Genomic DNA, 24724 nt, shown 5'->3' on the forward strand with positions numbered 1-24724 from the left:
TATGGCCAAGCCATACTTTAAAGTGATTTATGCCAAACAGATTCACCTTAGTTAAGTCAGCAAAATATTAGCCTGACTGTTATTAGCCCGCTTGTTATTAGGCTGATTTTTTAGGCAATACTATGCTTCTTTTTCTTGAGCGGTTAAAACAAAATCTAGCATGCCCATAGCGGCTTTTCGACCTTGATCGATAGCGGTGACGACAAGATCTGAGCCTAGCACCATATCACCACCAGCAAAAATATTTTCCTTAGTGGTTTGCAATGCAAAACTGCTATTATCTGTTGCAATTACTCGTCCTTTTGCATCAACTTTAACACCAGCATCTTTCATCCATTGTGGTGGGCTTGGCATAAAACCAAAAGCAATAACCACGGCATCAGCAGGCATAATGAACTCAGAGTCGGCGATAGCTTCAGCGTTTCTTCGACCTTTAACATCTGGTGTACCAAGTTGTGTTTTGATAAATTTAACGCCACAAGCATGACCGTTATCATCAGTTGCAATATCGATTGGTTGAATATTGAACTGAAAATCTACGCCTTCTTCTTTGGCATTTTTTACTTCACGTGGTGAGCCTGGCATATTAGCTTCGTCACGACGATAGGCACAAGTTACCTCGCTTGCGCCTTGGCGAATTGAACTACGGACACAATCCATCGCGGTATCACCACCGCCAAGCACAAGTACTTTTTTAGCTGAAAAGTTAACATAAGGTTTGGCGTTAACATTGCCATCCTCTTGAGAGATTTTCATTAATTTTTGCGTGTTCGCCGTTAAAAAATCTAATGCCTTGTATACACCTGGCGCGGTTTCATGTTCAAAATCACCTGTCATGTCAGTGTAGGTGCCAAGGGCTAAAAACACTGCGTCAAATTCATTACTGATATCACTAAAGCTGATATCGACACCGACATTGATATTTAAACGAAACTCAATCCCCATACCTTCAAGAATTTCTCGACGGGTTTGAATAACTTCTTTTTCTAATTTAAAGGCGGGAATCCCAAAAGTGAGTAAGCCGCCAATTTGCGCATGTTTGTCAAAAACAACAGCTTGAACACCGTTTCTAGTTAAGACATCAGCACAAGCTATGCCAGCAGGGCCAGCGCCAATAATGGCCACACGCTTACCGGTTGCAACGACTTGAGATAAATCAGGTTTCCAACCTTGAGCTATAGCGGTATCGGTAATATATTTTTCAATATTACCAATAGTAACGGCGCCAAATTCATCATTGAGCGTGCAGGCTGATTCACAAAGTCTGTCTTGTGGGCAAACACGACCACACATTTCAGGCAAACTGTTGGTTTCATGACAAAGGTCTGCAGCCTCCATAATTTTGCCATCAGTAACTAACTCTAACCATTGTGGGATATAATTGTGCACAGGACACTTCCATTCACAATAAGGGTTACCGCAATCTAAGCATCGATCCGCTTGGCCTGCACTTTGCTCGTTACTCATAGGTTGATAAATTTCTACAAAATTTATTTTGCGCTGTGCTATTGATTTTTTAGGCGGTTCGATGCGTTTAACATCGATAAATTGATAAATATTTTTACTCATAAAATAGCTTCTCCATGTGTGAACTCATTATTGTGCTTGAACACGAAGTTCTGCAGATGAACGGCTACGATGTCCCAATAGGGTTTTAACATCAACGGCCTTTGGCTTAACTAGCTTAAATAGTGGGGCGTAAGTGGCAAAATTAGTTAAAATTTCTTCTGCTCTTAAGCTGCCGGTTTCATCTAAGTGTTGGTTGATAATGCCACGTAAATGTTCTTGGTGAATATTAAGCTTATCTATCGCTAACATTTCAATTGATTCATTATTCAGCCGTATGGCTAGGTCGTCTTGCTCATCTAAAACATAAGCGAAGCCGCCAGTCATACCGGCACCAAAATTAACGCCAACTTGACCTAAAATGGTCACTATACCGCCGGTCATATACTCACACCCATGATCACCGGTACCTTCAATAACAGCATGACAGCCGGAATTTCGCACCGCAAAACGCTCACCTGCACGGCCACAACCGTATAGCTTACCGCCGGTTGCTCCGTATAAACAGGTATTGCCCATAATCATGGTTTTATGACTTAAATATTCCACGCCTTTAGGTGGCTTAATGGTTAATTTGCCACCGGCCATACCTTTACCGACATAGTCGTTGGCATCACCTGTTAGGGTCATTTCTAAGCCGCCAGCATTCCAGACACCAAAGCTTTGACCGGCAGTGCCATTGAAAAATATTTTAATGGGGTCAGCTGCCATGCCCTGGTCACCATGTTTAGCGGCAATTTCACCCGATAATGAAGCACCGACAGATCGATCGGTGTTTTGAATCGTTAAACGATATTCGCCGCCACTACTGTGGGCAATAGCATGTGAGGCAAGTGCGAGTAAACGCTGATTTAACACGCCTTTGTCAAAGGGTTCATTGCTAGCGGTTTGATATAAGGTCGTATCATCACTGGCGACAACCGGCGCAATAATGGGACGTAAATCTAGTTTTTCTTGCTTTGCAGTAATACCGGTTAAGGGGACAAATAAATCTGTACGGCCAATAATAGCGGTTAAGCTTTCAACGCCTAAACTGGCTAAAATTTCACGTACATCTTGAGCAATAAATTTAAAATAATTCATCACTTGCTCAGGTAAACCCTTAAAGAATTGTTCACGTAGTACTTCATCTTGTGTTGCTACACCCGTGGCACAATTATTTAAATGACAAATACGCAGAAATTTACAGCCTAAAGTCACCATAGGCGCGGTGCCAAAACCAAAGCTTTCCGCACCTAAAATAGCGGCTTTAACAATATCCAAGCCAGTTTTTAGACCGCCATCAACTTGTAAACGCACTTTGTGGCGTAAACCGTTTGTTACCAGTGACTGGTGCGCTTCAGCTAGGCCAAGCTCCCACGGGCAACCGGCATATTTAACTGAGGTTAATGGGCTGGCACCTGTGCCGCCGTCATTACCAGAAATAGTAATAAAGTCAGCAAAGGCTTTGGCAACGCCTGAGGCGATAGTGCCAACACCTGGACCTGAAACCAGTTTTACAGAAATAATCGCTTTGGGATTGACTTGTTTTAAGTCAAAAATCAGTTGTGCGAGATCTTCAATCGAATAAATATCGTGATGTGGAGGTGGTGATATTAAGGTTACTCCAGGCACTGAAAAACGCAATTTTGCAATTAAAGGTGTGACTTTATCACCGGGCAATTGACCACCTTCACCCGGTTTAGCACCTTGTGCTACTTTGATTTGCAGCACATCAGCATTCACCAGATAGTGCGGTGTAACGCCAAAGCGCCCAGAGGCAATTTGCTTAATACGTGAGTTTTTGACTGTGCCGTAACGGCGCTCGTCTTCACCGCCTTCTCCAGAATTTGAGAAGCCACCTAGGCGATTCATCGCAATCGCTAGCGCTTCATGTGCTTCAGGACTCAATGCACCAATTGACATAGCGGCACTATCAAAGCGTTTAAACAGTGCAGACTCTACTTCAACTGCGGAGATATCAATGGCGGTTTGATCGTCTTTTAGGGCTAATAAATCACGTAATGCTGCGGGTGGACGTTTGTTAACGTGGTCAGCAAATATTCTGTAATCACTATAGTTACCGCTGCGTACCGCCGCTTGTAGCGTGCTCACCACATCAGGGTTATAGGCATGGTATTCACCGCCGTGGACATATTTTAGTAAACCGCCATGACTCATTTTTTGATGTGGCATAAAGGCTTTGCGAGCTAGGTTTATATTGTCTTGTTCAATGTCGGTAAAGTCAGCGCCCTGAATACGGCTAGGCAGATCAGGGAAACAAAGTGCCATAATCTTACTATTAAGACCAATAACTTCAAATAGTCCGGCACAACGGTAGCTGGCAATGGTGGAAATACCCATTTTTGATAATATCTTTAATAGGCCTTTATTAATGCCTTCACGGTAATTTACGATCGCTTCGCGGGCTGTGAGGTTAAGTTGCTTTTGTTCAACCAGTTGTTCAATAGTCTCATAAGCTAAGAAAGGGTAAATCGCCGTTGCCCCTAAGCCAAGCAGCACGGCAAACTGATGTGAATCACGCACTGAAGCAGTTTCGACAATAATATTGGAATCACAACGTAATTGCGTATCGACTAAACGTTTTTGCACTGCACCCACCGCCATTGCCGCAGGAATAGGCAACATACCTTTATCTATATGGCGATCTGATAACACTAAGATTACGGTATTTTTATCTCTGACTAATGTCTCGGCTTCATCGCACAAGCGAATGATAGCAGCTTCCAAGCCCTCTGCTTGATCATAGTTTAAGGTTAAGGTGTCTGAGCGGTAATGTTCAGGGTCTAGCTCGCGTAATTGTTTTAAGCCGGTATACATTAATACCGGTGTAGCAAATAGAATACGGTCGGCATGGTCAGTCGTTTCATTAAAAACATTATGCTCACGGCCGATACAAGTGCCTAACGACATAACATAGCGTTCACGCAAAGGGTCAATGGGTGGATTAGTGACCTGAGCAAATTGTTGGCGGAAATAATCATAAAGCGAACGCGACTGACTCGATAATACCGCCATAGGGGTGTCATCGCCCATCGAACCGGTAGCTTCTTGACCGTTATCAGCTAATGCTTTGACAACCTGATGTATTTCTTCGTAGCTGAAGTTAAACATTTTATGATATTGAGCGATTTCTTGATCACTAAATATCCGTTGACCAATCAAGTTCGCTGCTAATGTATCAAAAGGGACTAAGCGACGAATGTTATTGTCTAACCATTGACGATAGGGGTGACGAACTTTTAACTCATTGTCGATAGCATTAGAGTTAAAGATTTTTCCTGTATAGGTATCAATGGCTAACATTTCGCCTGGGCCTACGCGGCCTTTTTCAACCACTTCATCTTCGCCGTAATCCCAGATACCTACTTCAGAGGCTAAGGTAATAAAACCATCACGAGTAATAACATAGCGTGCAGGTCGTAAACCGTTTCGGTCTAAATTACAGGCTACGTGCCGGCCATTGGTGACCACAACACCTGCGGGTCCGTCCCAAGGCTCCATATGCATAGAGTTAAATTCATAAAAAGCTTTTAAATCATCATCCATTAATGGGTTACTTTGCCAAGCGGGTGGCATTAATAATCGCATGCCGCGGTAAAGGTCCATGCCACCAGCCATAAATAACTCAAGCATGTTGTCTAATGATGAAGAGTCAGAGCCGCATTCATTAACAAAGGGCGCTGCATCTTGTAGATCGGGTAATAACGGCGATCTAAAACCGTGGGTGCGCGCCCTACTCCATTGACGGTTGCCTTTAATGGTATTAATTTCACCGTTGTGTGCTAAATAACGAAAAGGTTGTGCCAAGTGCCACTCGGGCGAGGTATTAGTAGAGAAGCGCTGATGAAATAGACAAATAGCAGTTTGCATACGAATATCGGCTAGATCCAAATAAAAATTGGGTAAATCTACCGGCATCATTAAGCCTTTGTAAATGGTGACTAAGCACGACAAACTGGCGACATAAAAACGTTCATCACTGATGCGTTTTTCTGCCCGTCGTCTGGCCATATATAACCGGCGTTCAAGATCTCGATTTCGCCATCCTGATGGCGCATCAACAAAAACTTGTTCTATAGCCGGTAAATTACCTTTGGCAATTTCACCTAAGGTGCTGGTATCGGTAGGGACAATTCTCCAGCCAACTAAGGTAAGGGTTTCACGTGCTAATTCTTCTTCTAGAATTTTTTTACTCGCGCTGGCTTTAATAGGATCTGGATTAAGAAAAATCATGCCTACCGCGTACTTTCGGCCTAATGGCCAGTTATTTTCTTCGGCAACTGCGCGGAAAAAACTGTCAGGCTTTTGCATTAATAAACCGCAACCATCACCAGTTTTACCATCGGCAGCGATACCCCCACGATGTTGCATTCGGTCCAAGGCTTGAATGGCAGTCTTTACGAGCTTATGACTTGTTTCGCCATGCTGATGGGCAATAAGCCCAAAGCCACAATTGTCTTTTTGATATGAATGGTCGTAAAGTTGCATTATCTTCTCCTAAATAAAGACCTCAGCAATTCAGCTTGGTTAAATTAGAATAAAGTTATACTTTAAGTGCATAAGTAATCCAGCATTCGTCGCTAAGGACTTATCAGATTAAACATTTAAAATTAAAACGTCAATCTGAATAGAGTAAATACTCGTTATTATTTTACATAACTATTGGCAGATAAAAGCAGGTAGCTTGATTTTTAGGTTTTTTTCATCATCTTTGATAGTTTATGCACGGTATTTAGCCAATCAGATTAATATCACCTTATTTTTTTGTAATTTTATTACATTTTAATTTTTTAAGGCACTAATCTTTATCGTATTTCATATGCACTATTTATTCAGCGTTATAATTAGCGCTGAGTATTTTAGCCGTGGTTGTTGCAGCCGTGAGTATAAACACTGGTTAGTAGGTGGGGTTGATAAATATTTGGGTATTGAGAATTAATAGCAAGTTTACTAATTTTCTGACCATTTCTACTGGTTAAAAAAACACTGCAGCGTTATTTATACTTATATTTTAATTCGGCTATAGCCAGTTCTTGTGTTTAATTAGAAAATTTTTGTTGGTTTTATAGCGGTAGAAACAAAAATCCCTAGCCATTTTAAAAATAACTAGGGATGATTGATTTTAAGCTTAACTTGTTGGGTTAATCTTTAATAAGCTTTATAACCATCGACAATACCTTTAGTCGTCACACTCACTGCGTCATGGGCATGTAACGATTCTAAATGATTAATACGCAGCCAAAAATCATCAAATTGCTCAGAGGCATTCATGGTGTGTTGTAAACGACGAGCCGCATCTTCACAAAACATCAAGTTCTGACCATTTAAGCGGGCAAATTCTTGTTCGTCTTCACGCTTTACTGCCGCTTGAACGGGTGTCTTCAGTGAATTTTCAATTAAGTCGACAAGATCTGTAATGGGAAATTCAGTGGTTGATCGATTAAGTTTAACTTTAATTTCAGCAACAGAGCGTTGACTATGTGGCGTTGCCATAATACCTTCGGTAGTACCAAGCCATTCGTGTACGTCGGTTAAATCCACATCAGCTTGACCAATGAATTTTTCTTTAAAGGCTTGCTGAATAAGCTGACGAGCCAAGGCTGCAGAACAAGGGCAAGTTGAAGAGTAACGCACGTCAAGAGAAAGCTCGATATCCAACTTACCTTTATTTAATCGCCCAGTAATAGTAACGGGATAAGCTTTCCAGCCTTGTTTACCACTAATCAGTGATTTGCGGCGCAGATGATAGTCAAAGCTAAACTTAACTTGGGCATTATCGCTTAGCTCTTGGTGGCTACTAATAAAGCCGTCTAATAAGGTCACTAAACTTTGATGGTTTAAAACATTTGAGTTTGATAATTCATCAAGGAGCAGATATAAACGCGACATATGTATGCCTTTCGCTTGTGGCTCTTTAAGGTTAACAAACGCATCTACGTAGGCTGATACCATACGTTCTGATTGGCCTTTTGAGGCAATCATGATAGGCATTTCTATATTACTCATGCCGACCCAATCCAAAGTCCCCTCAGTTTGTGCTGTGGTGTGATTTGCTATATCAGGCATTAATGTTGGCATTTTGACTCCGCTGTTCGCTGTGCACTAGGTAAAGGGTTATCTATGGTAACTTCAGTAGCTAGTAAAATTATAATTAGCATTACTGTCGTAAAAATGGTGACAGTCTCCACAAGTAGTTAACAAAGTGGAATCTAATGCATTGGTCCGGAAAAAGGCGGCTATTTTGAACGAAATACCCCCTAAAAGCAATGTTTGTCATAGCTATGTTGATATTGTTCTAGTATATGGTAGTTGTATTTAATATCTGTTATAAACAGGGGGTGTATAAGTCACAACTTCAAGTTGAAATGTTGTTTGATATTATATAAATAACATTAAAATTTTAATTCGACGTAGTGAGAAGCTGGCGTCACATAAGGAGACTTCATGGCAACAACTCGGCACATAGATTTGATCTTGATTAATGGCTATTTAGAAGCATTAGACCTAGCTGTGATTGCACAAATGTTAGATTTATATATTCAGCAGTCTGCGTTATATTTAACGGCGATTAATCATGCCGTTGTTACGGTTGATCAAAAGGCATGGCAGGAGCAATGCCATAAAATGAAAGGGGCAGCGGCTAGCGCAGGTTTAACTAAAGTGCACCAGAAACTTATCTTGATAGAAAAATCGGCTGAAGACAGTGAAATAAAGGCCCAGCACTTGCAAGCACTGAGCTTGTTAAACCAACAAGCCATTAGTGCTTTTCAACAGTGGTTTACTGAGCAATAACCGGACAAGTCACTATATTAGTAGGTGAATCAGTTTTTACCCTGCTAATAGCGTTATTAATCTAGTTGGCCAATAAATCGATAACCTTCACCATGAATAGTGTTGATCAACTCTGGTGAACTTTCTACTGATTCAAAATGCTTACGTAAGCGACGAATGGTCACATCAACTGTTCGGTCATTAATACGTAAGTCTCGACCGGTCATTTCTTTTATCAATTGTTGACGGGTAACAATTTGCCCTGCATTAGCGATAAGTAGACGTAGCGCGCGGTATTCACCACGAGGAATAGATATTTCTCGATTATCAGGTGTGGTCATTTTTCGAGCATTACCATCAAGAGACCACTGATTAAAGCTAATAAGTGCATCGTTTTTTTCCACATTGCTAGATAACATACGGCTGAGTATGTTGCGCGCACGAATAGTAAGTTCACGTGGATTAAAAGGTTTAGTTAGATAATCGTCAGCGCCAATTTCTAGCCCAAGAATTTTGTCAATATCACTGTCGCGACCGGTCAGAAAAATTAAGCCTAAGTCGCTCTGGCGAGTTAATTCTCGCGCAAGCAATAGTCCATTTTTACCTGGTAAATTAATATCCATAATAATTAAATTTATTACGTTGTTGGTTAGTGCGCTTTCCATGCTATCACCATCTATTGCTTCGGAGACCTGATAGCCTTCAGCTTCAAATAAATTTCTTAAATTAAAGCGGGTGACGTCTTCGTCTTCTACGATTAATATATGAGGTTTTTGCATGTTCATTGTCCAATTCTCTAAGGTTTGATTTTTTCAAATTTTAATTTTATTTCTACTAATTAGTGTTTATTCCTGACCATATAATTATAGACTATTCGATGGCTAATAAATAATCGGCACATGGTATAGAAGCTATCGTTAAAAAACAATCAATAGCAGGCTAATTACTGCTTTTTATCACTTTTAAAATAATGGAGGCGCCAAATTATGCTAAGTGCTAGTGAATGAATGTTCACTTAACGCCCTAGATTGTCATCAATATAACTATAAACTATATTGAAATTTAACCAATAGCGAGTTAATTGGCTACTTATTTATAGGAAAGTTAATTTCTATGTTAACGCCATGATCTAATTCGCTGCTTAGTACTATTGAGCCACCAAGTGCTTGAGTCACTAAATTATAAACTAAATGCAAACCTAAACCACTACCGCCTTCACCTCGCTTTGTGGTAGTAAATGGTTCAAAGACCTTATGCTTTATTGATTCAGCAACGCCAATGCCATCATCTTTATAGAGGATGTTGAGTTGGTTGCTCAGTGGCATAACTGTGATTGAAATGAGGCCCTTATCTTTACCTTCAAAACCGTGAATGATGGAGTTCATGATCAAATTAATAAGAATTTGATTAATTGGTCCTGGTTTACTACTAATGGTTAGATCATTAGGGCAATCAATATCAATAATATAGGGTAAAATATTGAGTTGTGGTTTGAGGCTGAGTAAAACTTCGTTCAAAAGTTGCTTAACGTCGAAAGTACGTAGATCTTCACTTGTTTGGTCTACGGCGACTTTTTTGAAGCTTGATATCAGGTCGGCGGCACGATTTAGATTACGATAGATAATGGCGACATTTTCGCAACTGTCATGCAAAAACTTCTTTAATTGGCTCGATCTTAGGGTTTTATTATCAAAAGCATATTTAATTTCATCTAGCCTATCCGCTAATAGTGTTGAGGCCGTTACCCCTAAACCTATCGGTGTGTTGACTTCATGTGCAACGCCGGCAACCATATCTCCTAGAGAGGCCATTTTTTCGCTTTCAACCAATTGGCTTTGAAATTGATGGAGTTTCTCTAACGTAGAGAGTAACTCTTGGTTAGATTCTTTAAGGGCGTCGGTACGTTTGTTAATTTTATTTTCTAATGCTTGTGAGTGCTCAAGACTCTGTCGCCCCTGGGTATCTAATTGTGTGATGTGTTTATCTATTCGAGCAAATAACATATTAATATTAAGAGCTAAAATGTCAGCTTCACGATATGGCATACTTTCACACTGCTGTTGAAATTTTTTTTGTCGAGCGGCAATTTGTACGGTGTTAGTTAAAGAAGAGAATGGCGCACTGATATAGTGTTCAAGCTTGAGCGCAATAAAAATGGCGATAATAAATACTATAAAAACAATGATAATGCTGATGATTAATAATTTATCAGTCAGCTGTGTGAGGTACTCGCTGCTACTCTGCAAATAAATATAACCGATGATTTTTTCTTTAACTTTAATAGGTTGCATGTAATCAAGGTGTTTTTCTTTGAATCTTGGTGTCAATAAATTTTTAACTTCAAGCGCTGTTTTCGCAATGCTAGCCCGCTGTTCATTACGTTTGTAACTATAAAAAGAGGTCAATTTTTCAGTGTCGCTATTAAATTTATAAAGGTGTAAGTAATTTAAATTAGGAATGTGCTGGGGTAATGAAAAATTATCTTTTAGTGCTAATCGTTCTGAGTTAACTAAATAGGGTAGACTTTCATCAGCTAAAACATTGGCCCAGTGTTTTATTTCAGTGGCTGCACTGTCATGATAACTGTTGTTAAATTGTTGGGTAATGATTGAGAGACTCAATAGTGATAATAATGTGATGGCACTAATGACGGTGCTTAAGCAGATACGACGAAGAGACCAATCAGGTTTGATTGTTGACATACAGTACTAAACTCAATTAATTGTTGCTATAAAGTGCTTGTCAAAAATCTTATGGCTTTGAACAATCACACATGCTTAATTACTTTTTCCCATTAAGATAACACTGATAAACCGCAAATCCTTTTTTAATCGCTAAAGTTTTTGTTTTACCAATAGCCTTTTCCATGATCGGTAAGTATTTCAAAAAACTATTAGCGACTATGGTGATGCAGGCTTTGCTGGCTGAATTTTGCTTTATCTCGGCTAAAAATTGTTCGGTAGCGCCGTAGTGCGTTTTTACGCCCTGATGAAATGGTGGGTTGGAAATGACAAAATCATAGCGTTCTTGAACATTAGATAAGCTATCTGAGGCAATATATTGCCCGGTTAACTGGTTTAAAGACAGGGTTTTTTGCGCTGAGTGTAAGGCTAACGCACTCACATCAACCAAGGTCAATGTTGTTTTTGGGTAAACTGTGCCGATATAAGCGGCAATAACCCCTGCACCACAGCCAAAGTCTAATACTTTACCTGAAATAAAATCAGGTAAGTGTGCTAATAAAACCTCTGTACCCATATCTAGTGCATTTTGGCTAAATACGCCTGGCAAAGTGGCAATTTTTAGTACTTTATCTTGTACCTGTATTGGGTAGTATTTATAAAACTTTTGTAGATCAAAGCGAGGCAGTGAGAGTTTTAATTTGCCAATGTACATTAAGCAATGTCTTGCAGCGTCAACATTTTGGCAATATTCTAGGTAATCAATACCAAGTTTTTTGGCTGACTTTACCCCCGCTTTATTTTCACCAACAATGACTATGGCCGCATCGTCTGTCATTGAGTTAGCGAGCATAGCTAAGGTAAAACTAAATTCAGCCTTACTTTTTGGAAAATGAATGATCGCCATATCATGTTTAGTTTTGGCGATATACTCGACGCCAAAATGTGCCTGTACACGGGTATTTTTCAATTGCTGACAAGTTATATATTCAGCATAATTAGTGTGGTAACTATCAATATGAGCAGCGCTATGCTGACTTAAGTAATGGCTAATAAAACCGTCATCTGCGATATTAACCAATAGAGGTCTCGTTGCGGCTAGTGCTTCAATATTGCGGTTTAATAATTGGTTAATGTTACTTATTGCCATGAAGATACCTGTAATTAAGCTAACTATTATTTATAGGGGCGATTTATTGACGATATTTATGGGTCGAGTTATCTGAAAATACCGGCGTTACTTTAAAAAAAAATTATAATAATGACAGGGCAAACTTAGCGAGTATTCATTAATACAGCCGTAGTGAATATGTCATAGTGCTGCGTAGTTTACGCGAATTTAATTATCTCGCCATCTTTAGTCCACAGGGAGTAAGCTATTTTGACCCAGTTCAACTTATCGGGCGAAGCTTATTTTAGTGATGGGCACTCTAGTTATTGGGGACAAGATCGTGTTTACTTATTATAAAAATAAATAAAACCAGTAAAATCAATCTATTAAATATAAAAATCGGCATACGTCTAGCCGTCTATTGACTGCGCTTATATTTAAATGTTTTAATATTGTTGTCCCTTATTCCAGTGTAATTAATCGTAAAAAATTAATCATCGCCAATAAAGGGCCAGAAGAGGAGCGTTAACCAGGTAGTTATTGTGAAGAGATCAAACTCTAGTGAACAATAATGAGGGGGTTTAACGCCGAGGTAATTGTTTGCTTGATAAGGCAATTGCCGGTTGTTAAGGCTTAGTTGTTAATATATAACCATTAAGTTTTATAGTCATTGGATACGTTCGATGGCTACTAGGTTGAATCCTTGCAACTGTCACCTAATTAGGTGGAGAGCTTCTGGCCTTTGTAAAGGCCAATTTCATCCTAGAAATTTTGTCTGTACAAGCGCCTAAAAGTTCTCCGAACGACAAGAGTTCGAGAGAAATGAATCAAAAAAAACTGATAGAAAATCACCTGATAACAGACCGACCTTTGGTTTGGACCGCATTGATCACGCCATTATTTGATGATAGCGGCATTGACTATGTTAGTTTACGTAACCTAGTGTTACAACAAAATGCGGCCCACAATGGCATTTTATTACTGGGCAGCACGGGCGAGGGTTTAGCGTTAACCGCGCAAGAGCATTTAAGTATAGTGCAATACGTTTGTGCGATGACGTTACAAGTGCCGATAATGGTTGCTGTTGGCGGCTACAATCTTAATGAGCAACTGGCCTGGATAGCTAAATGCAATAAATTGCCGGTAAAGGCTTACTTACTTACTAGCCCTATTTATGCCAAGCCGGGGCCCGTAGGGCAAGCCGCTTGGTTTAAACGTTTACTCGATGCCGCAAACGTCCCTTGTATGCTTTATAACGTGCCTTCACGTAGCAGTGTTGAAATTTCCTTTTCGGCCTTACAACAATTACAAGACCATAAAAACTGTTGGGCACTGAAAGAAGCCAGTGGCGATCTTAATAAACTGCTGGCCTATAGAGAGCATTGCCCTAACATTGACTTGTATAGTGGTGAAGACGCCATGATGCCATACCTTGCGAGTGCCAATGTTAAAGGTTTGGTGTCCGTTTGCGCTAACGTTTGGCCAGAAGCTACTAGGCAATATGTTGCTATGGCCTTAGCTCATCAACATGAAGGACTTTTTCCGCTTTGGCATAAAGCGATATCGGCATTATTTCAAGTGTCTAGTCCGATCCCGGTAAAAGTGTTAATGGCTGAGCTGAATATTATTGGCTCGGCAAAACTTCGTCTACCCTTATGCCAAGCAGAACTTTCAGCGCAACACGGTTTACTCGACATTCATCAACAAATTCAGCAATGGTTAGTGAGTAACAGCAGCAAGCCTCTAGCTCAGCATCACACTACTGATTACCTTTTAAGTGCACAAACCCCTCACCCTTTAGATTTAATTAACTTACGAGCAATAAAATCATGACTTGGCAACAAACATTAACAGACTTAGAAACCGGTAAAGTTCGTGCAGCAGAACAAAATAGCGATGGCACTTGGCAAGTCAATACCGCTGTTAAACAAGCCATTTTAGCGGTATTTAAAGCCGGAGAAAACACTGAGTTCGATGGTATTTATCGTGGCTTTGTGGATAAGGATAACTTACCTGCACGCGAGTTCACCGTTGCTGATAAGGTAAGAATGGTGCCGGGTGGTTCATCGGTTCGTTGTGGTGCCTATGTGGCGCCAGGTGTAATTATTATGCCACCGGCCTATATTAATGTTGGCGCTTTTGTTGATAGCGGGACTATGATTGACAGCCATGCTTTGATTGGCTCATGCGCACAAATAGGCAAAAATGTTCACGTTTCTGCCGCGGTACAAATTGGTGGTGTGCTTGAGCCGATTGGTGCTAGTCCGGTGATTATTGAAGATAACGCCTTTTTAAGTGCTGGCGTGATTATTGTCGAAGGCATTGTCGTGAAAAAAGGAGCGGTGTTAGCCCCAGGCGTATCTTTGTCGGCCTCGGTAGCTGTTTATGACTGTGTTAATAATGTGATATTGGAAAAAGGTTCTGACATTCCTGAAAATGCGGTTGTGGTGCCGGGTACACGACCGGTTGCGGGTGATTGGGCTCAGCAGCAAGGACTTAACATGGCTTGCGCATTAATTGTTAAATATCGAGATGAAAAAAGTAATGCCGCTTTAGCACTTGAATCTGTACTGCGTTAGGATCAAAAAATGACTGCCATGTTAAATTCGACAACTAGGCCAAACTGGCTTAGACCTGCTGTACTTGCAGCGCTAGCACAGCACAGTGAAACACTTAAAAACAGTGTGGAAGCTGAGCAAGATGAAGACGGTTTTTTTCTTTATGATTTAGACTACCTTGAGCAACACTTGTCGGTGTTAATGCAACAAGAGGTGATTAAACTCTGGTTTGCTGTTAAGGCTAATCCCTTGTCGCGTGTAATAAGCACCTTAGCGCAGCAAGGTTTTAATTTTGATGTGGCGAGTCAAGGCGAATTAACGCAAGTATTAGCACAAAATGTTCAAGCCGATTGCATTCTCAATACCGGTCCGGCCAAATCAAAGCGACAAATGAAAGCCTTTTTAAGCCAAGGTGTGCGCACTTTTGTCGTGGAGAGTTTGAACCAGTTGCAATGGCTTAATGAAGCAGCAATAGAATTGGCTTGCCAACCACAAGTATTATTAAGAGTACAATTACAGTGGCAAGAAGGTGAAAAAAATCCTTTAGGAGGTAATGAAGTGACGCCTTTTGGTTTATCTTGCCAAGAGTGGCAAACCATAAAAGTTAGTCACTTTCCGGCGTTAAATATTAATGGCTTGCATATTTTCCAATGGGGAAATATGCTCTGCAATGCTCGAATGTATGAGCTTTGGTCACAAATGGTCACGCCATTGTTATCGCTCGCAGAACAATTGGGCATGAGGTTAGAAGTCTTAGATTTGGGCGGTGGCCTAGGTGTCGATTACCTGCAAACAGGGCAAGGCCTAAGCTGGAAAAAAATTGTTGCTGACTTAGCCAAAATAAAAGCACAGGCAGGTGTTAGCGAACTCTGGCTAGAGCTAGGTCGTTTTGCCGTTGCTGACATGGGTTATTACGTGACTTCGGTTGTTGACCGTAAAAAAAACTTTCAGCAGCAACAATTAGTACTTGCCGGTGGCATTAATCATTTAATTCGCCCGGCAATTACTGAACAGCCTTTTCCTGTCGCCATGCTGAGAGAGTCAGCAGCAAGCCCTTGTTATTTTGATCTACATGGCCCGCTTTGTACCAGTTTAGATAAATTGGGTACCTTGGCAATAGCCAGTGACGTTGATGTGGGTGATCAATTAATTTTAGGTTTAGCAGGCGCTTATGGCTTTACTGAAAGTATGCCGTTTTTTCTTTGTCATCAAATTGCGGCTGAATATGTTTTACAGCAAGGCAAAGTTGAGCAAGTACGTGCAGCAGAGCCTGCCGCTTGGTATTTACGTTAACCTAGTCAATAAAGTCGTTCGATTGGTAAGAGATTATTTATGAATTTAATCAGTAAAGAAGTGATGCATGTGGGTGAAATGGCCAGTGGTGCTGCGCTTACCGTGCCGGTGTATCGTATTAAGGGTAAACAGCAGGGGCCTGATGTTTATATACAGGCTAATATGCATGGCGCAGAAGTGCAGGGCAATGCGGTTATTTTTCAGTTGTTAGAGCAATTAAAAACCCTTGAATTAAATGGTAGCATTACGCTCGTGCCTTATGCCAACCCTGTCGCTTGTAATCATAAAAATGGGGAATATACCTTAGGACGATTTGATCCCATTACCGGCGTTAATTGGAACCGGATGTTTCATTTCGATGCTGATATTATTGCGCCGTTTGTACAAGCGCATTTAACCGCGACTAGCGCTGAAATTGAGCGAGCGTTTAAAGTATTACTGCTGCAGCAAATAACTGAAAAGTTAAATCATAATATTTATGGCCTGACGACAGGGCAACGTATTGCCTTTCAACTGCAACGCCTAGCACATCAAGCTGATATTGTTTTAGATCTGCACACTGGGCCGATTTCCAGTAAACACTTGTATTGCCCTGAATATGCCATAGCCAGTGCAAAATACTTTGATATTCCACATACTTTATTGATTCCTAACGACTTTGATGGTGCCTTAGATGAAGCCACTTTTTGTCCTTGGTGGCAGTTACAGCGGACCTTTGCTGCCCTTGGTCGTGACTTTCCTATAACTAAAACTGAGGCTAATCAAGACCAAAGTGTTATTATCAAAGAGAGTTTTACCGTTGAGTTGGGCTCACAAGAGCAGATTGATTTAGAGGTTGCCCGTGAAGATGCTTTAGGTATTTTAAGTTATCTACAGTATCAAGGGGTGATCAATAGCCAAGATTACCAGCCGAAAACCATGATGCGTTATAGCTGTATGTTAGCCGATTATAAGGCACTATATTCACCCATGGGCGGGATGGTTGATTACTTGGCTCAATTTGGTCAGCCTTTAGCGGCAGGAGAGCCCTTAGCGCGTATTCTACGTATGGATAATTATGGTGATGGTGACCCATTGCACTATATAACGTTAGATCATAGTGTCATACCGATTTTGCATTTTGCTTCGGCGAGTGTCAATCAAGGTACTGAACTCTATAAAGTATTTAGTAGGTTTAATATTTTATAGTCGTGCATTTCAACAAAAAAAGCGCCTTGATGTAGCCTTAAATTAAGGCGCTTTTTTTGTGTCGTTACCCGGCTATTATTTTTTAATAGCGATTTAAGCCTTACTTAAAAACTACGTGTTCTTTTAAGTAAGTAAACAAGTCACGGTAATGTTTGCCGATTTTTTCAGCACTGTGCTCTTTTTTTGCCTGACGAACTAATTGTCTCAGCTTTTGCCTTTCCATGCTGTCGGCTTCAGCTAACAAGGCTTCAATGGTGTCATTACCGTCTGCTATCAAGTCGTCACGCATTTTTTCGAGCTTTTCAAATTTGACCGACTCTTGTTGATGTTTATTGGCCATAACATCCATTGCCTGTTTAATCGGCTCAAGATCCATTTCAGACAGCATTTTCGCGACATGACGGACATGGCGACGCAAAGCTTCATGCTTATTGGTTATTTTATCTGCTAGCAGCATAGCGGCTTTCAGTTCATCGGTCAGTGGTAGCTTGCTGCGTTGGTGCTTCGACATTTTGACTATGATTAGGCCAAAGTCTTGCAGTCGATGCATTTCTCGTTTTATTTCTGATTTACTCAGTAATTCTTCTTCTAATTCATCGATATCGTTGGCAGAGTGGGGCATAATGTTAAGCAATCAAGTGATAATTACCTATAGTATACAACAAAGCAGTATCAGCAAAAACATTCCTGTTGCATGTATCGATAAAATGTGAGAAATAATTTACCTATGAGCGATTCAGATAGTATTCAAATGCAAATAGAACATGTGAAAAAACGTGTTAATGACGCCATGACAATGGCCAAATCACTCGGAGCCGATGGTGCTGAAGTTGCGATGAGTCGCCAACAAGGTCTGAGCGTGAGTACCCGTTTAGGCGAGGTTGAAAATGTTGAATTCACCAGTGATGGTGGGCTTGGCATAACCGTTTACAAAGACGGTCGTAAAGGTAGCGCTTCTACAGCTGATTTATCTGAAAAAGCTTTAAAACAAGCAATAGAAGCCGCGGTAAATATTGCTAAATATACCTCTGTTGATGAATGCTCAGGTATGGCAGATAAAGATTTATTGTCGATGACGCCTGAAGATTTAGATTTATATCACCCGAAAGCGTTAACCACAGAGCAAGCGATTAGTTTAGCAAAAGCCTGTGAAGACACCGCGCTTGGCTATGATAAACGTATTACTAATTCAGATGGCGCCACATTAGAGAGCTTTGAAGGTTTTAAAGTTTACGGCAATAGTCAGGGGCAGCTGGTGGGCTATCCGAGTACTCGCCATAATTTAAGTTGTGTGATGATTGCCAAAGAAGGTGACGACATGCAGCGGGACTATGCTTATACTGTGAGTCGTGAATTTGACGCGATGGAAAGTGCAGCCAACATAGGGCAACAAGCGGCTAAAGAAACATTATCGCGCTTAGGTGCTCGTAAGTTAGCGACCGCTAAAGTACCTGTGATGTTTCGAGCTGATGTTGCCAATAGCCTATTTGGCCATTTTATTGCCGCGATTAGTGGTGGTAATTTGTACCGAGAATCTTCGTTTTTGATGGACGCCATTGGCCAAAAAGTTTTTCCTGAATTTTTAAGCATCAGTGAGCGCCCTCATTTGAAAAAGGCCTTGGCAAGTAGTGCTTTTGATGCCGAAGGTGTCGCTACCCTAGATCGTGAGATTATTACGGATGGCTGTTTAGCCACTTACCTGTTAACTAGCTATTCAGCGCGTAAGTTAGGTATGAAAACAACCGGTCATGCTGGTGGTATTCATAATTGGCAACTCGGCATGAAAGACGCAGGCCAAGGCGGTGATTTTGATGCGATGCTAAAAAATTTAGGCACAGGTTTGTTAGTAACCGAGTTGATGGGGCAAGGCGTGAATGTAGTGACGGGTGACTATTCTCGTGGTGCAGCAGGTTTTTGGGTGGAAAATGGTGAAATAGCTTATCCAGTTGATGAAATTACCATTGCGGGTAAATTACAGGATATTTTTGCTGGTATTGTTGCTATTGGTGAGGATACCGATATGCGAGGCAGTATTCGCACCGGCTCTATTATTGTTAACCAGATGCAAGTAGCGGGCAGCTAAGCGTTATTAATCTGCTTCGAATAAAATCTAAAAAGCGAGCTTAAGTAGCTCGCTTTTTTGTCAATATCGCTTAGTGATTAACAGAGTTAAATAACTAGTGATTACTGCCCAAGTCCTTACTTACCAAGTAACAGGGTCGCTGTGCCTAAAAATGCAAATATACCCACGACATCAGTAACCGTTGTCAAAATAACACTACCAGCTAATGCAGGATCTATATTCATTTTTTTCAACATTAAGGGCACGGTAACACCGGCAATGCCAGCCGCGGTCATATTCATTAACATGGCAAAGGCAATGATGGCGCCTAGCATTAAGTTTTGCTGCCAAATCGCCACAACCGAAGCGATTAACACCGCCCAAATTAGACCATTAAAAAACCCAATGGCCAATTCTTTATAGAGCAAAATTCGCGAGTTACTTTCACCGACATGGCCTAAGGCCATAGCGCGGATAACTAAGGTTAAAGTTTGGTTGCCGGCGACGCCGCCCATGCTAGGCACCAAAGAGTTTAACACCGCCAAAATAGCCAGTTGATTTAAAATACCTTCAAACATGCTCGACACTGCGACAGCCATAAGAGCGGTGATTAAGTTCACACCTAACCAAATAGAACGGCGTTGGGTACTTTTCAAGACTGGAGCAAAGGTGTCAGCCTCATCATCTAGACCGGCCATACTCATCATAGAATGCTCGGCTTCCTCACGAATAATATCAATAACATCATCGATGGTAATACGACCCAGTAGTCGTGCTTCGTGATCGACAACAGGGGCAGAAAACCAATCGTAGCGCTCAAATAGCTGCGCGACATCTTTTTCATGCATATCAGCGGTAATGGCTTGAATATCTTTATTGATTAGGTCTGAGATAATGGTTTCTGCTTTGGCAGTAACAATGGCAGATAAAGACACTGAACCGAGGAAATGATCGGCTCTGTCAACCACATAAAAAGAGTCAGTTGCTTCAGGTAATTTACCGCGTAGTCGTAAATAACGTAGCACCACATCTACCGTAACATCAGGACGAATAGAGATGGTATCGGTATTCATGATACCGCCGGCCGTGTCTTCCTCAAATGAAAGTGCAGCTTCAACACGATGGCGATCTTGCCAATCCATTGCATTAAGCACTTCCTGATAAACTGTGTCAGGCAGTGTTCTGAAAACTTCAGCTAAATCATCAACATCCATTCCCTCTGCAACAACAGCTAGCTTCTCTGGATGAATATTTTTCAGAATGCCTTTTCGAACTTCTTCGTTTAGCTCTTCGAGCACATCACCGTGATGATCGGCATCAATAAGCTGCCAAAGTGCGACACGGCTTTTGCTTGGTGATGACTCTAATAATAAGGCAAGATCGTAAGCAGGCATGTCTTGCAATAACTTGCGAACATGGACAAACATACCACTATCGAGGGCATCATTAACCTGCTGAAGGCGCTGATGATTGTATTCTTGTTTAGAAACTTCCGGCATATATTCACCTTTTGCCGTTGTAAAACGAAAACTGAAAATTATTAGGGATTGTTGAACTTACTTTAGTGCAGTTTGTTTAGTATGTAGGCTCAGCAAACACATGATGTGTCGCTGGCTACATAGACGTATGAGCACGTCATAGCCATTGCAAACTAACTCTATTATCTTTGGGTTTATCTAAAGCCACTGAAGCGAGTTCAATGTTAACCCAGAAAGTTAAACAGATCCTATTATGAGAGATAACTATTAAGTTTTGTTATAGCAAATAAATATAAGCATCGATAGATCTGGACGGTAGTGCGACTCAGGAGACAAAGTTGAAAACGGGTATGCTTGAGTTATTTCGCTTGTTCTAAAGGCTTTAATGTAGCGCTAAATTGGCTAGTATATTATTTTAGTCACTAGGGTTCGTTAATAATTATCCGCGTAGAGTTTACCGTAATCTAGCCATTTTAGCAGCTTTTTTATTGACTTAAGCACGTGCTTAGCCACGAAGAAGCTCTCTGTTACTATTCAGCTTCATTAAATTTGTTACTAAAGAGTTGGCAAATTTCTGCTAGGGCTTGTTCAGCATCTTGGCCAGAGGCAATAACCTTGACGGTTTTACCTTGGGCGCCTGCCAGCAGCATTAGCCCCATAATACTATTCGCGTCTGCTCGGTTTTCGTCTAATTCAATGATGACTTTAGCGGTAAATTTTTGGCTTAATTGGGCAAGCTTAGAAGCCGCTCGGGCATGTAGCCCAAGTTTATTGATGATGAGTACATTACGGCTCTTAGGCTTGCTCATCTTAGCTTATGTGCCTTCAACGGTTAAGTCACGGTGGCGAGATTGCACATCTTTGCGCTCTTTACGCATATTATTTGCCAGTAATTCGGCAATATAGACCGAACGATGCTTGCCACCCGTGCAACCAATGGCAATGGTGATATAACTGCGATTATTACGTTCTAAGTGGGGTAACCAGGTCATCATAAAACTGTTAATTTGCCAAACAAATTTAGTCACAATAGGCTGGCTAGCAAGAAAGTCTTGTACCGGTTTGTCTAAACCTGTGTAGCCTTTTAGCTCTTTATCCCAAAATGGGTTAGGTAAGAAACGTGCATCAAAAACATAATCTGCATCTTGTGGTACACCATGTTTAAAACCAAATGATTCAAAGACAACCACCATTGAACCAGACGTTTTACCCAAAATTCGCTCTCTAACTAAATCAGCGAGTTGGTGCGGTGTCAGTTGACTGGTATTGATGTATAGGTCTGCCCGACTGGCGATGGGCTCAAGTAATTTTTTCTCCAAGGCAATCGCTTGGTCTAGAGCAATATTTTGCTTGATTAACGGATGTAAACGCCGCGTTTCACTGAACCGGCGAATAAGGTCACTATCATCAGCATCTAAATACAGTATGCTCAATTCTACTGCATTGGGCAGGTATTCAATAATTTCGGGTACGTCGTTAGGATCGGCTGGCAGGTTACGAACATCGAGACTTACGGCAACATTTTCATAATCATTAATCACCGTATGGGTTAGTGCGGGTAACAAGTTGACAGGGATATTATCAACACAATAATAACCTAAATCCTCTAAAACACGCAGTGCAACACTTTTCCCTGAGCCTGAACGGCCACTTACAATAATTAATTTCATCCGTGTTTAACTCGCTTGTTGTATTAACTGAAACAGTTCTTGATTACTTTTGCATTTACGCACTTGCTTGCAAAATTGCTTGTCACGAAAGATTTTTGCGATACTTTGCAGCGTACTCAAGTGGCTCTGGCATTCTTCTTCAGGCACGAATAAGGCGATAAAAATATCAACAGGGCGATGATCAATAGCGTCAAAATTAATCGCTTGTTCTGTGGTAATAACGACAGCAATAGGTTTCGTAGGCGTAGCATTTTCTAGGCGGCCATGTGGTATAGCAATGCCATTACCTATGCCTGTTGAGCCCATTCTTTCGCGTTTAACTAAACTTTCTAAGAGCTGAAAAGTATCATGGCTGTCGAGTTTATCGGCGGCCAAGCGACTTAAATATTCTAATATACGTTTTTTACTGGCACCCGGTGCTGCACAAATAGTGCAGTCCGGGGTTAAGATGTCTTGCAACTTCATAAACTTCTAAGACCTATAGCGAAATGACGCTAATGTTTGTTGATTTTGCCTTTATATTTCAATATTTGGCGATCTAGCTTATCAATTAATGCATCAATCGATGCATACATGTCACTATGTTGTGCCTTAGCATGAACTTCGGTGCCACTTAAGTGCACTGTTGATTCGGCAATCTGATTCTGTTTTTCTACCGTTAACACCACATGTACATTATTGATATGATCAAAATGACGCTCTAGTTTTTCAAACTTGCCATTGACATAATCACGCAATGAATCGGTAACATCGACATGGTGTCCAGTAAGATTAATTTGCATATATTTCAATCCTCTTTATTGGCTAAATAAAATTGCCTACAATAGGCTTTTACGTTGATTTGATGGCGGTATAGAAAGTGACTCTCGATATTTAGCAATGGTACGCCTTGCCACTTGTATACCTTGCTCTGCTAAAATTTCTGCCATTTTATTGTCGCTGAGTGGTTTTGCAGGCACTTCGGCAGCCACTAGCTTTTTAATTAATTCTCGAATAGCAGTTGATGAACATTCACCGCCGTTTTCGGTACTTACGTGGCTAGAAAAAAAGTACTTAAGCTCAAAAATTCCTCTAGGCGTGTGCATATATTTTTGTGTTGTAACACGAGAAATGGTTGATTCATGCATATCTACAGCTTCGGCAATATCGTTCAATACCATAGGACGCATCGATTCAGGTCCGTGTTCAAAAAAGCCTTGTTGGCGTTGCACAATGCAATTTGAAACCTTTAAAAGCGTTTCGTTACGGCTTTCTAAGCTTTTAATAAACCATTTAGCTTCTTGCAAGTTAGAGCGAATAAATTGATTATCAGTAGATGACTTCATTGAACGAGACATAGCGGCGTATTGCTGATTAACCGATAGTTTAGGTGCAGTGTCAGGATTGAGCTCTACTGTCCACCGGCCGTTTTTCTTTTCAACGGACACGTCTGGGATAACATATTGTTCTTCACTTTTGATGACACTATCACCTGGACGGGGATCTAAACTTTGTATTAGGCGAATAACTTCGCGTAATTGCTCTTCTTTCAAGCGTAATTTACGCATCAATTGACGATAATCGCGATTACCGAGCAAGTCAATATACTCGCTGACAGCGATTTTGCTTTCTGCTAACCAAGGGGTATCTGTAGCAAATTGATTGAGCTGAATACGCAAGCACTCTGGAATTGAACGGGCGGCAACACCAACGGGGTCAAATACGTTAATACGCTTTAACACTACCTCAATCTCATCAAGTTCGACACCATCAATACCGACACTCTCTAAGATTTCTTCGGCTGAAACGGTTAAATAACCGGCTTCATCTATGGCTTCAATAATGGCAATGGCAATGGTTCTGTCAGTGTCACTAAAAGGCGTTAGTTCCATCTGCCAAATTAGATGGTCTTGTAATGAGTCTTTCGTTTCACCTTGATAAGTATAATCTTCTGAGGCATGGCCGACACCACCACTACTGACACCGGCACTGAAGTTATCATCCCATGTGCTATCACTATTGAGTTCTTCGGGGATGTCTGTTTTTGCTAAACCTTCAGAGGAGCTAATTTCGTCTATCGAGGGAGTGGAGTCTTCGCTACCATCAGAGGATGCTGCAGATTTTTCGCCTGCAGTTACCGAATATCCTGCTTCTAAATGGTCAGGGGTACTTTCTGAATTGTTATCGTGTGTTTCGTCAACCTCAAGCAAAGGGTTACTTTCAAGTGCTTCTTGAATCTCTAGTTGCAGATCCAAAGTTGATAATTGCAACAGTTTGATCGCCTGCTGCAATTGCGGGGTCATCGTTAACTGTTGTCCGATACGGAGTTGCAGAGTAGGACGCATTTACGTTTTCTTTTCCCTA

General features: G+C 41.0%; 19 protein-coding genes and 1 riboswitch. Of the genes, 6 read left to right on the forward strand and 13 right to left on the reverse strand.

What is annotated here, in order from left to right; translation table 11 throughout:
- Positions 1–120: 120 nt before the first annotated feature.
- The 3 genes from H4J46_RS14020 to folE2 form a co-directional block, all read right to left on the reverse strand.
- A complete protein-coding gene (locus H4J46_RS14020) occupies positions 121–1569 on the reverse strand; it encodes an FAD-dependent oxidoreductase (RefSeq protein WP_182234087.1) in 1449 nt (482 codons plus the stop codon).
- Between the two features lie 27 nt (positions 1570–1596).
- On the reverse strand, positions 1597–6057 hold the full coding sequence (gene gltB, locus H4J46_RS14025; protein ID WP_182234088.1) for a glutamate synthase large subunit: 4461 nt from the start codon (positions 6055–6057) through the stop codon (positions 1597–1599).
- Positions 6058–6717: 660 nt separating this feature from the next.
- Entirely contained in the window at positions 6718–7647 is a 930-nt protein-coding gene (folE2, locus tag H4J46_RS14030) for a GTP cyclohydrolase FolE2 (protein WP_182234089.1), read from the reverse strand.
- A gap of 366 nt (positions 7648–8013) precedes the next feature.
- Between folE2 and H4J46_RS14035 the strand changes: the two genes are divergently transcribed.
- Positions 8014–8361: an Hpt domain-containing protein gene (locus H4J46_RS14035; RefSeq protein WP_182234090.1), complete on the forward strand. Its 348-nt coding sequence runs from the start codon at positions 8014–8016 to the stop codon at positions 8359–8361.
- 56 nt (positions 8362–8417) lie between these two features.
- On the opposite strand, the gene arcA is transcribed toward H4J46_RS14035, so the two are convergent.
- From arcA to H4J46_RS14050, 3 genes are all read right to left on the reverse strand, one after another.
- Entirely contained in the window at positions 8418–9119 is a 702-nt protein-coding gene (gene arcA, locus H4J46_RS14040; protein WP_182234091.1) for a two-component system response regulator ArcA, read from the reverse strand.
- Between the two features lie 306 nt (positions 9120–9425).
- Positions 9426–11042, reverse strand: a complete 1617-nt coding sequence (locus H4J46_RS14045) for a sensor histidine kinase (protein WP_182234092.1) — start codon at positions 11040–11042, stop codon at positions 9426–9428.
- Positions 11043–11121: 79 nt separating this feature from the next.
- Positions 11122–12171, reverse strand: a complete 1050-nt coding sequence (locus tag H4J46_RS14050; RefSeq protein WP_182234093.1) for a methyltransferase — start codon at positions 12169–12171, stop codon at positions 11122–11124.
- A gap of 468 nt (positions 12172–12639) precedes the next feature.
- Positions 12640–12875: riboswitch (Lysine riboswitch) on the forward strand.
- A gap of 94 nt (positions 12876–12969) precedes the next feature.
- Between H4J46_RS14050 and dapA the strand changes: the two genes are divergently transcribed.
- The 4 genes from dapA to H4J46_RS14070 are packed head-to-tail and all read left to right on the forward strand — an operon-like array spanning position 12970 to position 17171.
- Positions 12970–13965, forward strand: coding sequence for a 4-hydroxy-tetrahydrodipicolinate synthase (gene dapA / locus H4J46_RS14055; RefSeq protein ID WP_404851801.1), 996 nt, complete (start codon positions 12970–12972; stop codon positions 13963–13965).
- On the forward strand, positions 13962–14711 hold the full coding sequence (locus H4J46_RS14060) for a 2,3,4,5-tetrahydropyridine-2,6-dicarboxylate N-succinyltransferase (RefSeq protein WP_182234095.1): 750 nt from the start codon (positions 13962–13964) through the stop codon (positions 14709–14711). The genes dapA and H4J46_RS14060 overlap by 4 nt, the downstream gene beginning before the upstream one ends.
- A 9-nt stretch (positions 14712–14720) precedes the next feature.
- A complete protein-coding gene (locus tag H4J46_RS14065; protein ID WP_259365880.1) occupies positions 14721–15983 on the forward strand; it encodes a PLP-dependent decarboxylase in 1263 nt (420 codons plus the stop codon).
- A 39-nt stretch (positions 15984–16022) separates the two neighbouring features.
- Complete coding sequence (locus H4J46_RS14070) at positions 16023–17171, forward strand: succinylglutamate desuccinylase/aspartoacylase family protein (RefSeq protein ID WP_182234096.1); 1149 nt, start codon at positions 16023–16025, stop codon at positions 17169–17171.
- A 100-nt stretch (positions 17172–17271) separates the two neighbouring features.
- Here H4J46_RS14070 and yjgA read toward each other — a convergent pair whose 3' ends face one another.
- Positions 17272–17793 carry a ribosome biogenesis factor YjgA gene (gene yjgA / locus H4J46_RS14075; RefSeq protein ID WP_182234097.1) on the reverse strand — a complete coding sequence of 174 codons (522 nt, stop codon included), beginning with the start codon at positions 17791–17793 and terminating at the stop codon, positions 17272–17274.
- A gap of 105 nt (positions 17794–17898) precedes the next feature.
- Here yjgA and pmbA point away from each other — a divergent pair, with 105 nt between their 5' ends.
- Entirely contained in the window at positions 17899–19254 is a 1356-nt protein-coding gene (gene pmbA, locus H4J46_RS14080; RefSeq protein ID WP_182234098.1) for a metalloprotease PmbA, read from the forward strand.
- Between the two features lie 116 nt (positions 19255–19370).
- Here pmbA and mgtE read toward each other — a convergent pair whose 3' ends face one another.
- From mgtE to H4J46_RS14110, 6 genes are all read right to left on the reverse strand, one after another.
- Positions 19371–20732: a magnesium transporter gene (mgtE, locus tag H4J46_RS14085; protein ID WP_182234099.1), complete on the reverse strand. Its 1362-nt coding sequence runs from the start codon at positions 20730–20732 to the stop codon at positions 19371–19373.
- A gap of 509 nt (positions 20733–21241) precedes the next feature.
- Positions 21242–21520 (reverse strand): HPr family phosphocarrier protein, encoded by a 279-nt coding sequence (locus H4J46_RS14090; RefSeq protein ID WP_182234100.1) that lies wholly within the window; start codon positions 21518–21520, stop codon positions 21242–21244.
- 6 nt (positions 21521–21526) lie between these two features.
- Positions 21527–22381 (reverse strand): RNase adapter RapZ, encoded by an 855-nt coding sequence (gene rapZ / locus H4J46_RS14095; RefSeq protein WP_182191486.1) that lies wholly within the window; start codon positions 22379–22381, stop codon positions 21527–21529.
- A 6-nt stretch (positions 22382–22387) separates the two neighbouring features.
- A complete protein-coding gene (gene ptsN / locus H4J46_RS14100; protein ID WP_182191487.1) occupies positions 22388–22846 on the reverse strand; it encodes a PTS IIA-like nitrogen regulatory protein PtsN in 459 nt (152 codons plus the stop codon).
- 29 nt (positions 22847–22875) lie between these two features.
- Entirely contained in the window at positions 22876–23163 is a 288-nt protein-coding gene (gene hpf / locus H4J46_RS14105; protein WP_146879615.1) for a ribosome hibernation promoting factor, read from the reverse strand.
- A 36-nt stretch (positions 23164–23199) separates the two neighbouring features.
- The gene (locus tag H4J46_RS14110) at positions 23200–24705 is read right to left on the reverse strand and encodes an RNA polymerase factor sigma-54 (RefSeq protein WP_182234101.1); all 1506 of its coding nucleotides are present in this window, start codon (positions 24703–24705) and stop codon (positions 23200–23202) included.
- Positions 24706–24724: the final 19 nt, after the last annotated feature.

It is taken from the genome of Colwellia sp. MB02u-6, assembly GCF_014077095.1.
Classification (GTDB): Bacteria; Pseudomonadota; Gammaproteobacteria; order Enterobacterales; family Alteromonadaceae; genus Cognaticolwellia.

Excerpts from the sequence above, each read along its gene's own strand:
- rapZ (WP_182191486.1), bottom strand. The coding sequence starts at position 22,381 with ATGAAATTAATTATTGTAAGTGGCCGTTCAGGCTCAGGGAAAAGTGTT.
- H4J46_RS14060 (WP_182234095.1), top strand. The coding sequence starts at position 13,962 with ATGACTTGGCAACAAACATTAACAGACTTAGAAACCGGTAAAGTTCGT.
- mgtE (WP_182234099.1), bottom strand. The coding sequence starts at position 20,732 with ATGCCGGAAGTTTCTAAACAAGAATACAATCATCAGCGCCTTCAGCAG.
- H4J46_RS14050 (WP_182234093.1), bottom strand. The coding sequence starts at position 12,171 with ATGGCAATAAGTAACATTAACCAATTATTAAACCGCAATATTGAAGCA.
- folE2 (WP_182234089.1), bottom strand. The coding sequence starts at position 7,647 with ATGCCAACATTAATGCCTGATATAGCAAATCACACCACAGCACAAACT.
- H4J46_RS14110 (WP_182234101.1), bottom strand. The coding sequence starts at position 24,705 with ATGCGTCCTACTCTGCAACTCCGTATCGGACAACAGTTAACGATGACC.
- H4J46_RS14035 (WP_182234090.1), top strand. The coding sequence starts at position 8,014 with ATGGCAACAACTCGGCACATAGATTTGATCTTGATTAATGGCTATTTA.
- hpf (WP_146879615.1), bottom strand. The coding sequence starts at position 23,163 with ATGCAAATTAATCTTACTGGACACCATGTCGATGTTACCGATTCATTG.
- pmbA (WP_182234098.1), top strand. The coding sequence starts at position 17,899 with ATGAGCGATTCAGATAGTATTCAAATGCAAATAGAACATGTGAAAAAA.
- H4J46_RS14090 (WP_182234100.1), bottom strand. The coding sequence starts at position 21,520 with ATGAGCAAGCCTAAGAGCCGTAATGTACTCATCATCAATAAACTTGGG.
- H4J46_RS14070 (WP_182234096.1), top strand. The coding sequence starts at position 16,023 with ATGAATTTAATCAGTAAAGAAGTGATGCATGTGGGTGAAATGGCCAGT.
- H4J46_RS14065 (WP_259365880.1), top strand. The coding sequence starts at position 14,721 with ATGACTGCCATGTTAAATTCGACAACTAGGCCAAACTGGCTTAGACCT.
- H4J46_RS14045 (WP_182234092.1), bottom strand. The coding sequence starts at position 11,042 with ATGTCAACAATCAAACCTGATTGGTCTCTTCGTCGTATCTGCTTAAGC.
- yjgA (WP_182234097.1), bottom strand. The coding sequence starts at position 17,793 with ATGCCCCACTCTGCCAACGATATCGATGAATTAGAAGAAGAATTACTG.
- H4J46_RS14020 (WP_182234087.1), bottom strand. The coding sequence starts at position 1,569 with ATGAGTAAAAATATTTATCAATTTATCGATGTTAAACGCATCGAACCG.
- gltB (WP_182234088.1), bottom strand. The coding sequence starts at position 6,057 with ATGCAACTTTACGACCATTCATATCAAAAAGACAATTGTGGCTTTGGG.
- arcA (WP_182234091.1), bottom strand. The coding sequence starts at position 9,119 with ATGCAAAAACCTCATATATTAATCGTAGAAGACGAAGACGTCACCCGC.
- ptsN (WP_182191487.1), bottom strand. The coding sequence starts at position 22,846 with ATGAAGTTGCAAGACATCTTAACCCCGGACTGCACTATTTGTGCAGCA.